The organism is Peribacillus sp. FSL E2-0159 (assembly GCF_038643155.1).
Lineage (GTDB): Bacteria > Bacillota > Bacilli > Bacillales > DSM-1321 > Peribacillus > Peribacillus simplex.
The window spans coordinates 4,902,195-4,913,801 of record NZ_CP152053.1; the positions used below are offsets into that span (position 1 = coordinate 4,902,195).

Below are 11,607 nucleotides of genomic sequence, written 5' to 3' on the forward strand. Positions count from 1 at the left end.
TACTTAGTGCCTTCGCGGTGTTTTTACTTAACTGCGCCTAAAAGAGTGATAGTTTAACGAATCGTTTAATTGCAGGAAACAACGAGGAGGATAAACATGAAGAAAATTTTATTAACGATCCTAACGGCTTCTGTATTCATTCTAGGAGTTTGCATGCCAACAAAAGGCGAGGCCGCTGCTTTGGATCGCACACTTTCATTTGGAATGAGTAATAGTGATGTAAAAGTATTACAAGAATTATTACTGACAAAAGGGGTCTTTCCCTATCACGAAGCAACAGGTTACTACGGACCGATTACAAAAGAATCCGTAAAGAAGTATCAGGAAAAATCAGGACTGAAAGTCGATGGAATAGCAGGAACAAAAACGAATCAGAAAATACAGGTACTGAAAAGCGGGGATATGGGAAGTCCTGTAGCTGAACTGCAAAGATTATTGAAGGCCTGGGATGTTTACACATCAACGATCGATGGCATTTATGGAACAGGAACAAAGCAAGCCGTCATGAACTTTCAAAGGCAAAAGGGATTATCAGCTGACGGAATAGCCGGTGCCCGGACCTTCAGTAAATTAGAAGAAAGAGCCAGTTCAGCAAGCTCAGCCGTTAAAGAACTGACGGTCACAAGTACAGCTTATACAGCGAGCTGCGAGGGATGCTCAGGAACTACAAGAATGGGTGTTGACCTAGAAAAATATGATGATGCCAAACTGATAGCAGTCGATCCGAACGTGATTCCGCTAGGCTCCATCGTTGAAGTCGAAGGCTATGGACAAGCCATCGCTGCAGACACGGGCGGCGCTATCAAAGGAAACAGAATCGATGTATTCATCGCAAAAGAAGCAGATGCTTTAACGTGGGGAAGAAAGCAAGTTAAGGTGAAAATAATTAAATAATGCATGACATAAACATCGTTTTACTATAAAAATAGATACATAACAAAACCGGAAGAGCATGTATTGAATCAATTCATGCTCTTTCGGTCTGTTCAAACCAACTTGTACATGATAACATCATCGACGTATTCACGTTCGCTCATCTTAAATTCCTTGATTTTACGGCCTTCTTCAATAAACCCTATCCTTTTATACAGTGATATTGCCCGATGATTTGTTGAAAAAACTCCTAAACTCACCTTTTCAATGAACGGATTGGCTTCTGCCCATTCCAATAGTGCTTCAATAAGCTCTTTTCCAATTCCCATCCCTCTGAAATTTTTTCTAATCATGATCCCAAATGAGCCCTTGTGAGACATTCTCTTCCTATTTTCCGATTGAAATACTATCCATCCAATCACTTCACCATTTATTTCGGCCACGATGATGGTTTCTCGATCATTTTCCAATATCCTTCGTATCCAATCTCTTTGTTGTTCTGGTGTTTTATTGAACTCCTCCGATACGGCAATAAAATACTCTCCTTCGGAAATAACGGATTTCTGTACATCCAAAACGGCTTCCGCATCTTCCAATTCACCAGTCCGAATCAAATATGCAAGTCGATCATTTTTCATTTCAGACATTCCAATCCCCCTCAATGAACCACATTCGGATCGAAGTGAACAATAGGACGGCTTTCGATAATTCTACGTTCGATTTTTTGAACGGTTTTGTATAATTGACTATCCGCATTCTTCAAATCGTACTTTTTATGAAAAAAATTATATAATGTTAAATCCCTTAACTTTAAAAATAGAGGAATCTTTTCATATTCCACAGGTTCAAGGATATTTTCCGTCTCATAACCTTTTATAAATTCCCTCATGAACTTTGCGGCATATTCATCGAGCCCTTTTATCCCTTCACGTTCCAAGCTCCATATCAAATAGTACAGAGGTATCGCCAAATCACTGGCAAACCAGTGATAAGAACAGTCATCAAAGTCAAAAACATGAATCTTCCCCTCATGAAAATGGAAATTTCCGTTATGTATATCAGAATGAATCAATCCGAAATTATCTTGATGAACTGGAAGGGCATTTAAGTTTTTCAAGATTAATTCTTGTTGATGCATCAATTGTTCTGGAACATCGGATGAATAGAGTTGGACATTCAATAATTCTTCTTCATACCAATCCAGCCTTTTATATTTTGTTTCAGGCTTATAACTTTTTGTTTGTTTATGCATTTGGCCAATGGTTCTTCCCCATTCAAAAAATAATGGCCCGTCGAAGTTTTCATCAGTGACTTTCATCCTTACACCAGGAGCTTTTTCAAACAGGCAACAATAAAATTCCGTACCATCCAGACCCTTCACAATTTCAACTAAGTTATTTTCTTTCGAAGTTATGACTTTAGGAATTTCACTACCATTATTCTGTAAATGCTCAACCCACTTTAACTCAGCAAGCACTTGCCCTTTTGTACGATGTGATTGATGTGTCATTCTTAAGATGTATGGTGTTCCATCCCTGTAAACCTCGAATACGTAGTTCTCTGCATCCCCAAGTTTAACCGGCTTCCCAGCATTCACTTGAAAAAAATGCCCAGCCAATTTCACCAATTCATTAGAAAAAATCCGCTCTACCGACTCTTCCATGATCTTCACTCCCATTAATGATATCGCTAACTTTATTAATAAAAACGATTTATACTATGCTTTATACGATACCAAAATGCCTTTTCCCTTTATTTGTATATCATTCTTTTTTATAAATCAAAAAGGTAAAGATATGTGCTTTTGCATAATAATTTATTAACGGCTCCTTCTTCCTTCTCAAAAAAAAAAACGCCCTATAGGGCGCGTCCAAAAATCAAGTTTCCTTTTCTTCTTCATTCGCTATTTTATTGAACTTCAAGATTGTTTCTTCGATTACTGGATTATTGAATTCCTCTTGGATGGCTGATTGTACAAATTTATCTTCACCATTCATTTCATCCCAAGCATTAACTCTGTAATCTGGATCATTGTTATGCCCTGAACCTTGCCGTGAATTTGATTTACCGTTTTGTTCCTCATTATTTGACAACTATTTTCACCTCTTAAACATAGTAGAGTCCGTACCATTCATAATTAGAAAAAGTATAACTTTTTAATAATCTTCCTTGATTGAAATGGGTGAACCCGTTGAGGTATGTTGATTAACCCAGTCAAGCGATACCTTTGAAACGGTATCCCACTCAGGTATTTGGGATTTATGCTGTTCCACCCAGCTCATGCAATATTGCGGATCTATATTGCTTTCTTCGGATTTTTCCAAGAATGACTGAATTGTAGTTTCCGTACAGTTTTCCCATGATCCACATGTATCCTTCCAAATGTTCTCCATTTTCATTTGTATATTTTCGTTAGCCATTGGGTTTCCTCCTTGATTAAATGTTACTTTTTGATATCTTAATTAAGTATGTCCAAGGCTAAATAAATCATTACAAAATTTTATAAATAGGGCTTTTCAGCGAAAGAATGAGTTTACAGTTGTAAAAATGATGAATAAACTGATTCCGATGAACAAAATCCGCCAGAACCAATAACTGCTTATGAAAGGAAAATTATTGCCTTCTTCAATCTCTTTTACACCCTTATACAGCCAATTGTATTGAAACAAACCAAAATATAGAAAAACGACTCCCGTTATAAAAACAAAAAAACATACTAACATTTCCAACACTTCATCGAACTCCTCACTTTTCATCCTGACGTAATTTTTAGTATGTATGTTCCGTATGTAAAAAGGCTGCCCCAGCAACCTGAAGCTTAATTTACTATCTAGCTGGCTTCTACGTAGAAAATATTCATTTGTGTCCTTGGAAACATCGCCATCTTTCATTGAGACGAACCCATCCCTCGAATTTATACACTCCAAAACGATCGAAAAGCATCATGCTTTTCGGTCATTTTCATTCCAATGCAATTTCGAAATTCAATTTCCTATGCCGGGCGAATTCATTAAAACTACTCTCCAACCATCCGGATCTTCAATAGTAACACCTAATTTTTCCCAATATGGATTTTCCGGAGAAACCGGTTCATACCCCATACCTTTCAATCTACTTGTGATTTCTTCAATGGTTTTACGTTCAGGAATATAAAAGACTAGCAGATTATCTTTTGATGGGGCAGGACAAGGACTGCCATCTTTATGTTGAGTAAACTCCAGATGATAGCTGGAATCAGGAAGCCCAATCATGATGCCGTCATATCCCTCATGCCCTTCAAAAGAACCGATTTTTTTCAAACCTAATCCTTCACAATAGAAATTTACAACCTTTTTTAGTTGATCAGTAGGACGTGCAACCCGGATTTGCGCTACTTTCATTTCATTTGGCCATTTACTTTCCATTGTCCCATCCCCCTCTGAAAATCGTTCCATAATTAAATCTATCCACAAGCACACTTTAACTTAAAATACCATCATTTGGATAGACATTCCACTTTCCTTTATTCAACTGTCCTCACCATTTATTGTATTGAAAAAAAGAGCTGCAGCTGCAACTCCTATTACAACTTTTACCTTATTAATCTTGCTTCAATGAGATTCGATAAAATATATTTTTTCTCTATACGGTTTAAATTTAATTACGCAGAATGATTGCCTGAATCACTTTCTATCTGTTCCTTAGATTTATTTTCAAAAGGATCATACATTTTTTCTGGCTAATGCATAGGCTATGCCAAGGATGGCTAAGCCAAATCCGATAGAATGGGATTCCGCGATAATACCAATGGTAACAGGTGCTATCGCTGCACCAAATCGCCCGATATTATATGATACTCCTACAGCTGTACCACGAATATGTGTGGGGAAACTTTCACTCATATACGTACCATTAACCCCATATGGTGCACCATAGAGAAATCCAAATATGGTAAGTAAAATAATAATATTGGCTGGTGTTTGGTATACGATAAGTATTGGTAAGGAAATTGTAGTAGATAAACCACCAATTATATCTGCTAACCAACTGCAAGAACCTTTCCGAGAATCAATGCTGTATAGGTTCCTACAAGATACCCTATCATCTTTCCAGGGCTAAACTTTTCTTCAATTAAGAAAATGACCATAAAAAAGATCTAGTACAAATGACTAGATTCTCTTTTTAATATCCTCCCTTATTGATTCAATGATAGTACCTGGTAAATTTGCTGGAAGAGATGAACCATCCTCCAAAACCCATGTATTAATTATTTCAAGATCTGCTTTTTTTAAAGTAATGCTATAATCTTTATAATTGTGAGTAAAATCAGCTGTAACCGATTCTTCACCATCAAACTCGTCATCAATAATCATATTTTTTATTTCATATGGCTTCACTTTGTAATCTCCTTTTTATCATTCTTGTATATAGAATGGACCTTATATGATTGTTTATTCATTTTTTTCAACCAGCCTGCCAAATCAAAATCTTTTTTCATTTCCCTTTTTTCACTGAATGCAGCGAAAATTTTATAGAGGGATTCATTTTAATTTTCTTTATTAAATTATGCTGCCCCTCCATCTCCACAAAAAAAGGCTGCCGCAGTAACCTTTATTATTGAAAAAGCACATATTAATTGAAGAAATCAGATCCTTGCTTAGTTTCTCAAATATACGACACTGTCGCTTCGTTCTATTTGAAAATTTAAATCATCCATTACTAAATTAAAAAAGGAATTACCTTAACCACTAATAAAATGCCATCGATAATTAATTTTTAAATATCGTATTGACTTTTAAATTCAAAAATCTCATCAACAGCTTGGTGATATCCACCCGGTTTTTGAAAGGATTCCCTTATATTTGAAACAGTTTTATGGAAAGATGGGTCGTTTAACACATGATCTGCGGCCTCACGTAGTTGATTTGCAGTCAAGCTTTGCATTTGTAATCTAATACCGGCTCCGATATTGGCAACTTGGTGAGCAATAATCGGTTGATCCGCGCTTTGTGGGATTACAATTAGCGGAACTCCGTAGTAGAGACCCTCATTGGTACTATTCATTCCACCATGTGTGATAAATAATTTGGTGTATTTTAGCACTTCCGTTTGTGGAACATATTTTTTTACAATGAAGTTTTGGGGGATCTCTCCTAAATCAATTAGTGGGGTTTGTTGACCGATCGACATTACAACCGTGTGATTGCTATTTCCAAATGCTTCAAAACAAAGCTTATAAAAATCAACAGCACGGTTAAAAACTGTCCCGAGTGAAATGTAAATGGGACTTTTTCCTTTGATAGCAGCAAGGTCAAAGTTATCCTGTTTTAATCGTGAAGAGATGGATGGACCTACAAATTTGTAAGTTTGGTCGAATGCTTCTCCAAAAGGTTGAAACTCCCTAGTTGTATAAACGATTGAAAGTGGTGCAGGATTACAAAAAACTTCGTAAGGAGAATGGATCTCCACATCATATTTTTCCTTCACCATTACCGTCAGTCTTTGAAATTCATCGTATATAGGTTTAACTATTTCTGTAGGAATTTCTTTAGAAAGCTGTTCCAGCATTTTATCGAATGATGCATTTGTCTGCGCAAAAGAAGTACAAGAATTGATTGCGGGAAGTTTAAGGATTTGGGCAAGTAAACGTCCACAACCAAACATGGAATCATGGATGATGTAATCAAAATGTTCTCCTTTGATCTGTTCAAGAACGCTAGGTATGACGATATCTACCGTACGTAAAAGACCGTTGATTCTTTCGAGTAAATAATTTCTTCCACCTGAGAGAAAAGCTTTTATAAATTTTTCACCGTCAATTGTTCGTACAGTAGCTCCCGCATTCTCAATACGTTCTCGAAAAGCTTCTATCGTAAAGTACACTACCTCTTCTCCACGCGAAATAAGCTCTTGCACAACTCCAATAGTTGGATTGATATGTCCTTCTGATCCACCATTAATAAATAAAACACGTGCCATTTTACCACTCCTTAGATAATTCTGTAAGAGTAAGGTCACTGTCCCATACCCTTCCCAACTCAAATAATTTAAATTTATCATAGTACAATACTTGAAAATCTCAAATTCTTATTCACCCTTGTAATCTAAAATTAATATCGTTTAGGGTACCATTCTTCTTCAACTAAAGGGCCAGATTGTTGAATAGAAGGATTTTAGAAACCAGTTTTTTTGTTATGTAATCACGAGTGATGTCTTAAGGAAGCACTTTTTTTGAAACAGCCGCATTCTCAAAGGGAAAATGAGACTGTATTTAGGTATCGATTTTTTGTGAACATCAGAGGAGTTTAGCTGAAAAAGGTAATACACACATTAATATAGAACTTATATTTTAAAATAGATATTCGTTGGAGGGAATTATTATGGCAAAGTACTTTCCGGAAATGTTATCTGAGCATCAAAAATTCATAAAGAAACAGCATTTGTTTTTTATTGCATCGGCACCTTTGGATGCGGAGGGGCATGTAAACCTTTCTCCAAAAGGATATGATACCCTTCGCATCCTATCATCTACCGAAATAACTGAGCCTAATATAAAAATGAAAGAAGGGAACATAACAGAACGCCGATTGGAATAGTGAAGAGATACACTTAAACTAACGGGTGCGTTAGCTGAAGATCGGAGCTGTCTTTAAGGCAGCTTAAATTTTATCTTGTTAATTAAATAAAAATTAACAGAGCCTATTTAAAGGGCTTCCTCCATTCTTGCTCAACCAACACACTCCGCTACTTTAAGTACAAACTTTCACTATCTTTGATATATAAAAGAAATTATCTTTATCAGTAATGATTACACTAAACTTAGTTTTTCAATTGCCTGCTTTTCATCTGGAAAGAAAAATATATCCTTCCCTTTATTACTCTCATAAATAAAGTCTTTCAAACTTTTACTTGAATATACAGAAAAGTCTCCTACAACGGCCATTTTCACGTGATAATTGATAAACTTTTGTAATATTTCCCCTGCAAGTTTCGTACTTAAGTGAAAAAAGTCCTCACATATTGCCGATTTATTCAAAATTATACGGTTACAGCCAGTTTCATACTGTACTGTCGCTATAAAATCCAATGCCGACTGAACATCCTTAATTAGTATCTTGTTACTGCTTATAACAGCAATTTCAATATTATTCTGTTTAATTGTATTTGTTTTCATTAATAGTCCCCCATTTCAGTAAATATCCTCTGATTTTTGTTTTATTTTCATTAATACGTCTAATTATATTTTACAGTAGACTTCTTGTTGAACTATCCTGCCCTGTTAGTGCCATAAGAAAAAAGAGATGCCAGAGCAACTCCCTTATTTCACCTGTTAGGTTAAGAACTACGCTTTTTTATTTTTTATCTCTTCCAACAGTGAGATAACCTTTTCATTCTGTTTAATTATTGTTTGATTTTGATTTCTCATTTTTGTGAAGTCAAATAAAAATATTAATAAGATTGCTAATATAAGGAAAGCCATAATTCACCTCTACACTCTACTTTTCTCCAAATTATACCAGTTCTTTTGCAACTAACCTGCCCCATTAATTCCATAAGAAAAAGAGCTGCCACAGCAACCCTGTTATTGAAAGCACGCGTTAGCTTATTAAAATATTTATTGCTTGTCATCAGGTTCTTCCGTATTATCCATTGTTTTTTGATTCTTACTAATATGATTAGCTATAAATAAAAGTAAACCAAAACTTCCGCCAAGAAGTACCCCGAAACCTGAACCAGCAGCTACCAACTCCAAGGCGTAAAAAACGATCACACCGAGAAGAACATATGAAAAAACTGTATCAACCTTAATCAAATCCAACCTTCTCCTTTACTACAATATAAATTCATTTCAAATGCATTAACCCTTGTTGAACTAACTTGCCTCATTGGCTGCAAAAGCACAATATTGTAGAAAATGTTTAAAGATTGAAGAAAAGCTCCTGTTAGTTTAATTTTCCTAAAAATCACTACTGTATTAAATGACCTTAAAGTAATGTAACCAGGCAAAGATAAATGGGATAGGGAGATAATAAATGTTTATTAAACATCCTAAAATCATTACGTACTTTATAAATCTTTTCTTAATAAGAATGGACAAAAATAGCCCAATGACTGGTAATATAATAACTGCTATTTGTATCGTTATATTAACATGATTGTGCATCCCCCAAGGACTAACATTCAACATCCCCTTACTATGGATGAACAAAAAAGTTCCTGATAAGATCCAAATTAAAATAGTAATAAATATATATATAACATTTATCATCTTTTTCTCCCTTGAAATCGAGTCCCATATCTTCTAGTAAAACTTTAACACATAATTCCATTTATTTAGTCACATATTACCTGAATTATCCTGCCCCTCCATCTCCACAAAAAAAGGCTGCCGCAGCAACCCCTTTTATTTACGCACAATGTCTAAACCAATCATTTTTCTAATGCCATATTAACAGCTTCAATGGCATGGATTACAGCTGTATCAAATAATGGCACTTCTGAATCCTCTGGTTTAACTAGTAAACCAATTTCTGTGCAGCCTAATATTATTCCTTCCGCTCCATCATCAACTAACCCCTTGATAACCTTTTTGTAATATTCCCTTGATGATTGTTGAATTTCCCCTAAACATAATTCTTCATAAATTACTTTATTGATCACTTTTCTATCCTCATCATTTGGTATCAAAACCTTGATACCATTGGACTCAATTCGTGTTTTATAAAAGTCTTGCTCCATCGTATATTTAGTGCCAAGTAAACCAACCGTACTGATTTTGGACTTTTGAATTTGTTTAGCTGTTGAATCAGCAATGTGTAAAATCGGTAAACTGACTTTTTCTTCAATATATCCGATCACTTTATGCATCGTATTTGTACAAATCACAATCATTTCGGCACCTGCCTTTTCCAAAGACAGGGCTACATCGCCTAATAATTTACCAGAGCTTTCCCAATCTCCCTCAGCTTGATAGCGTTCGATTTCTTCAAAATCGACGCTATATAAAATGCACTTGGCTGAATGCAATCCTCCCAATTTGACTTTTACTTCTTCGTTGATGAGTCGATAATATGCTAACGATGACTCCCAGCTCATTCCGCCAATAAGGCCGATAGTTTTCACAAATATTCCCCTTTTCATAGCTTACTTATCAGTCGAAAAACTCCATATGTGCTTTTTCTTGTTTGTAGTAATCTATTCTATCTTTTAAAGTACCTGTATGAAATTCGAACTTATGACCATCTGGATCAGTGAAATAAATGGACTTCTTATCCCTTTCATCTCTTGGACGTCCTGACAGGATGTTTACATTCAATTCCTTTAGTTTCTCGTACATGTTCATAAAGTCAGCTTCTTCTATGGAAAATGCTATATGTGTGTATGATTGGCTTATTTCATTACGGGGAATATCTTTTTCTACATTCAGGGCAATCCACATTCCATTCAAATCAAAATAGGCAGTGTTTCTCCCCTTAACCAACAATTTTGCATCAAAAACATTTTGATAAAACTCAATGGAACTTTCTAAATTAGAAACTGAAAATAAAAAGTGATTCAAACCAGTTATAGACACATTACCACCTCATATTAAGATTGCTTTTTTTTCGCCATTAGACGCTTATAGAGAGGATAACCGAACATGTAATACCCTGAAAATGACAGCAGTATTAAGGATAAACCGGTCATTGTGAGGATAGTGTATCTATACCAATCGCCAAAGAACGATCCATCATGCAAAGTAATGAGGAAAGTCGAATAATCCGGATTTGTGGATAACACTTTTCCCGTACTCACATCTATTTGAACACCTTGACCGTTATTAAAGCGAACCTGGTACACATTTGCACTTGGTCTATATTCAATTCTAAATATATCTTCAACCGATTTCACACCAGGAAGATCCTGAGACGTAGCAATGGACACGACCTTCTCCATAGGTATCGCTTGATCTGGCCCCGCCTCTTTTCCCGTCCTTAACTCATCAGCCACTCCGAGTGGTAACATATAAACTAGCACGAGGCCTGTAACTGCGATGAACATAAAAAAAACGGATAAAATCAATCCAGTCCATTTATGTACTTTTCGGCTTAATTGATACAACTTTACAGATTTCGACAATGTTTCAACACATCCCTTGACAATTTTTTCGCCTTTTCCCTTTCCTTAGAAGTAAGATCAAGGGAATAATTTTTTCTTCATAACCACCCTATCTTCATTTACAACATAATCATTTTTTAGATAAAATGCTTCTGCATGCCCGTCATTAGCAGTCAATAAATATAAACTTTTAATCTCTCTTTTCTGCAGTTCATCTTCTAGAGAATGAAGCATTTTTGAGCCATGCCCTTTACCTTGCATTTCATTATTCACACAAAGCTCTGCCAAATAATAAGTTAAACCTTGATAGGACACCTTACTATTTCCAGCAATGAAACCAACTGGATTGTGATCAATATGAAATAAAAAGCCAAGAAATTTAGGCGTGTGCAATAAGTCTGAAAGTCTCTCTTTAGCCGTTTCATATGTCCATCTTTCATTCCATGGTTCACTATTAAAAACGTTCATATAGAGTTCGATACATAGCTCCAAATTCTCCGATGTCAGTGGTATCATTTCTGTCATATTCATGCGTCCTTTCTATTTTCATTAAAATTTTGTATATTAATCCAAATTATATATTATCTTTATTGAACTGACCTGTCCCTATAGGACCATAAAAGAAGAGCTGCCTAAGAAGAAGAAAATCACCTAAAA

16 protein-coding genes and 1 pseudogene are annotated in these 11,607 nt (G+C 35.5%); 2 read left to right on the top strand and 15 right to left on the bottom strand.

Annotation, left to right across the window (positions count from 1 at the left end; translation table 11 throughout):
- Nucleotides 1-96 precede the first annotated feature (96 nt).
- Nucleotides 97-894, top strand: a complete 798-nt coding sequence (locus tag NYE63_RS23915; protein ID WP_342603020.1) for a peptidoglycan-binding protein — start codon at nucleotides 97-99, stop codon at nucleotides 892-894.
- A gap of 92 nt (nucleotides 895-986) precedes the next feature.
- Here the strand turns inward: NYE63_RS23915 and NYE63_RS23920 are convergent, their stop codons facing one another.
- The 9 genes from NYE63_RS23920 to NYE63_RS23960 form a co-directional block, all read right to left on the bottom strand.
- Nucleotides 987-1,511 carry a GNAT family N-acetyltransferase gene (locus NYE63_RS23920; protein ID WP_342605860.1) on the bottom strand — a complete coding sequence of 175 codons (525 nt, stop codon included), beginning with the start codon at nucleotides 1,509-1,511 and terminating at the stop codon, nucleotides 987-989.
- Between the two features lie 20 nt (nucleotides 1,512-1,531).
- Entirely contained in the window at nucleotides 1,532-2,536 is a 1,005-nt protein-coding gene (locus NYE63_RS23925; protein WP_342603021.1) for a phosphotransferase, read from the bottom strand.
- Between the two features lie 214 nt (nucleotides 2,537-2,750).
- A complete protein-coding gene (locus tag NYE63_RS23930; protein WP_342603022.1) occupies nucleotides 2,751-2,966 on the bottom strand; it encodes a hypothetical protein in 216 nt (71 codons plus the stop codon).
- Nucleotides 2,967-3,029: 63 nt separating this feature from the next.
- The gene (locus tag NYE63_RS23935) at nucleotides 3,030-3,293 is read right to left on the bottom strand and encodes a hypothetical protein (RefSeq protein ID WP_342603023.1); all 264 of its coding nucleotides are present in this window, start codon (nucleotides 3,291-3,293) and stop codon (nucleotides 3,030-3,032) included.
- Nucleotides 3,294-3,389: 96 nt separating this feature from the next.
- Nucleotides 3,390-3,764 carry a hypothetical protein gene (locus NYE63_RS23940; RefSeq protein ID WP_342603024.1) on the bottom strand — a complete coding sequence of 125 codons (375 nt, stop codon included), beginning with the start codon at nucleotides 3,762-3,764 and terminating at the stop codon, nucleotides 3,390-3,392.
- A 93-nt stretch (nucleotides 3,765-3,857) separates the two neighbouring features.
- Complete coding sequence (locus NYE63_RS23945) at nucleotides 3,858-4,277, bottom strand: VOC family protein (RefSeq protein ID WP_342603025.1); 420 nt, start codon at nucleotides 4,275-4,277, stop codon at nucleotides 3,858-3,860.
- 297 nt (nucleotides 4,278-4,574) lie between these two features.
- Nucleotides 4,575-4,754 (bottom strand): hypothetical protein, encoded by a 180-nt coding sequence (locus NYE63_RS23950; protein WP_342603026.1) that lies wholly within the window; start codon nucleotides 4,752-4,754, stop codon nucleotides 4,575-4,577.
- Between the two features lie 267 nt (nucleotides 4,755-5,021).
- On the bottom strand, nucleotides 5,022-5,249 hold the full coding sequence (locus tag NYE63_RS23955; protein ID WP_342603027.1) for a hypothetical protein: 228 nt from the start codon (nucleotides 5,247-5,249) through the stop codon (nucleotides 5,022-5,024).
- 379 nt (nucleotides 5,250-5,628) lie between these two features.
- On the bottom strand, nucleotides 5,629-6,831 hold the full coding sequence (locus tag NYE63_RS23960; RefSeq protein ID WP_342603028.1) for a macrolide family glycosyltransferase: 1,203 nt from the start codon (nucleotides 6,829-6,831) through the stop codon (nucleotides 5,629-5,631).
- A 401-nt stretch (nucleotides 6,832-7,232) separates the two neighbouring features.
- On the opposite strand from NYE63_RS23960, the pseudogene NYE63_RS23965 reads away from it, so the two are divergent.
- Nucleotides 7,233-7,391: pseudogene (locus NYE63_RS23965) on the top strand (pyridoxamine 5'-phosphate oxidase family protein); the annotation flags it as partial.
- A gap of 269 nt (nucleotides 7,392-7,660) precedes the next feature.
- Here NYE63_RS23965 and NYE63_RS23970 read toward each other — a convergent pair.
- The 6 genes from NYE63_RS23970 to NYE63_RS23995 form a co-directional block, all read right to left on the bottom strand.
- Nucleotides 7,661-8,026 carry a DUF4180 domain-containing protein gene (locus tag NYE63_RS23970; RefSeq protein ID WP_342603029.1) on the bottom strand — a complete coding sequence of 122 codons (366 nt, stop codon included), beginning with the start codon at nucleotides 8,024-8,026 and terminating at the stop codon, nucleotides 7,661-7,663.
- 441 nt (nucleotides 8,027-8,467) lie between these two features.
- Nucleotides 8,468-8,665, bottom strand: coding sequence for a hypothetical protein (locus NYE63_RS23975; protein ID WP_342603030.1), 198 nt, complete (start codon nucleotides 8,663-8,665; stop codon nucleotides 8,468-8,470).
- Between the two features lie 617 nt (nucleotides 8,666-9,282).
- The gene (locus NYE63_RS23980) at nucleotides 9,283-9,975 is read right to left on the bottom strand and encodes an aspartate/glutamate racemase family protein (protein ID WP_342603031.1); all 693 of its coding nucleotides are present in this window, start codon (nucleotides 9,973-9,975) and stop codon (nucleotides 9,283-9,285) included.
- A 28-nt stretch (nucleotides 9,976-10,003) separates the two neighbouring features.
- A complete protein-coding gene (gene fosM / locus NYE63_RS23985; RefSeq protein WP_342603032.1) occupies nucleotides 10,004-10,426 on the bottom strand; it encodes a FosM family fosfomycin resistance protein in 423 nt (140 codons plus the stop codon).
- Between the two features lie 14 nt (nucleotides 10,427-10,440).
- Nucleotides 10,441-10,971, bottom strand: a complete 531-nt coding sequence (locus NYE63_RS23990; protein ID WP_342603033.1) for a PepSY-associated TM helix domain-containing protein — start codon at nucleotides 10,969-10,971, stop codon at nucleotides 10,441-10,443.
- Between the two features lie 57 nt (nucleotides 10,972-11,028).
- Nucleotides 11,029-11,475: a GNAT family N-acetyltransferase gene (locus tag NYE63_RS23995; RefSeq protein ID WP_342603034.1), complete on the bottom strand. Its 447-nt coding sequence runs from the start codon at nucleotides 11,473-11,475 to the stop codon at nucleotides 11,029-11,031.
- Nucleotides 11,476-11,607: the final 132 nt, after the last annotated feature.

What these genes read in the sequence shown, in the direction of transcription:
- NYE63_RS23950 (WP_342603026.1), bottom strand. Translation starts at nt 4,754, where the DNA reads ATGAGTGAAAGTTTCCCCACACATATTCGTGGTACAGCTGTAGGAGTA.
- NYE63_RS23925 (WP_342603021.1), bottom strand. Translation starts at nt 2,536, where the DNA reads ATGGAAGAGTCGGTAGAGCGGATTTTTTCTAATGAATTGGTGAAATTG.
- NYE63_RS23920 (WP_342605860.1), bottom strand. Translation starts at nt 1,511, where the DNA reads ATGAAAAATGATCGACTTGCATATTTGATTCGGACTGGTGAATTGGAA.
- NYE63_RS23960 (WP_342603028.1), bottom strand. Translation starts at nt 6,831, where the DNA reads ATGGCACGTGTTTTATTTATTAATGGTGGATCAGAAGGACATATCAAT.
- NYE63_RS23935 (WP_342603023.1), bottom strand. Translation starts at nt 3,293, where the DNA reads ATGGCTAACGAAAATATACAAATGAAAATGGAGAACATTTGGAAGGAT.
- NYE63_RS23970 (WP_342603029.1), bottom strand. Translation starts at nt 8,026, where the DNA reads ATGAAAACAAATACAATTAAACAGAATAATATTGAAATTGCTGTTATA.
- NYE63_RS23945 (WP_342603025.1), bottom strand. Translation starts at nt 4,277, where the DNA reads ATGGAAAGTAAATGGCCAAATGAAATGAAAGTAGCGCAAATCCGGGTT.
- NYE63_RS23915 (WP_342603020.1), top strand. Translation starts at nt 97, where the DNA reads ATGAAGAAAATTTTATTAACGATCCTAACGGCTTCTGTATTCATTCTA.
- NYE63_RS23940 (WP_342603024.1), bottom strand. Translation starts at nt 3,764, where the DNA reads ATGAAAGATGGCGATGTTTCCAAGGACACAAATGAATATTTTCTACGT.
- NYE63_RS23995 (WP_342603034.1), bottom strand. Translation starts at nt 11,475, where the DNA reads ATGACAGAAATGATACCACTGACATCGGAGAATTTGGAGCTATGTATC.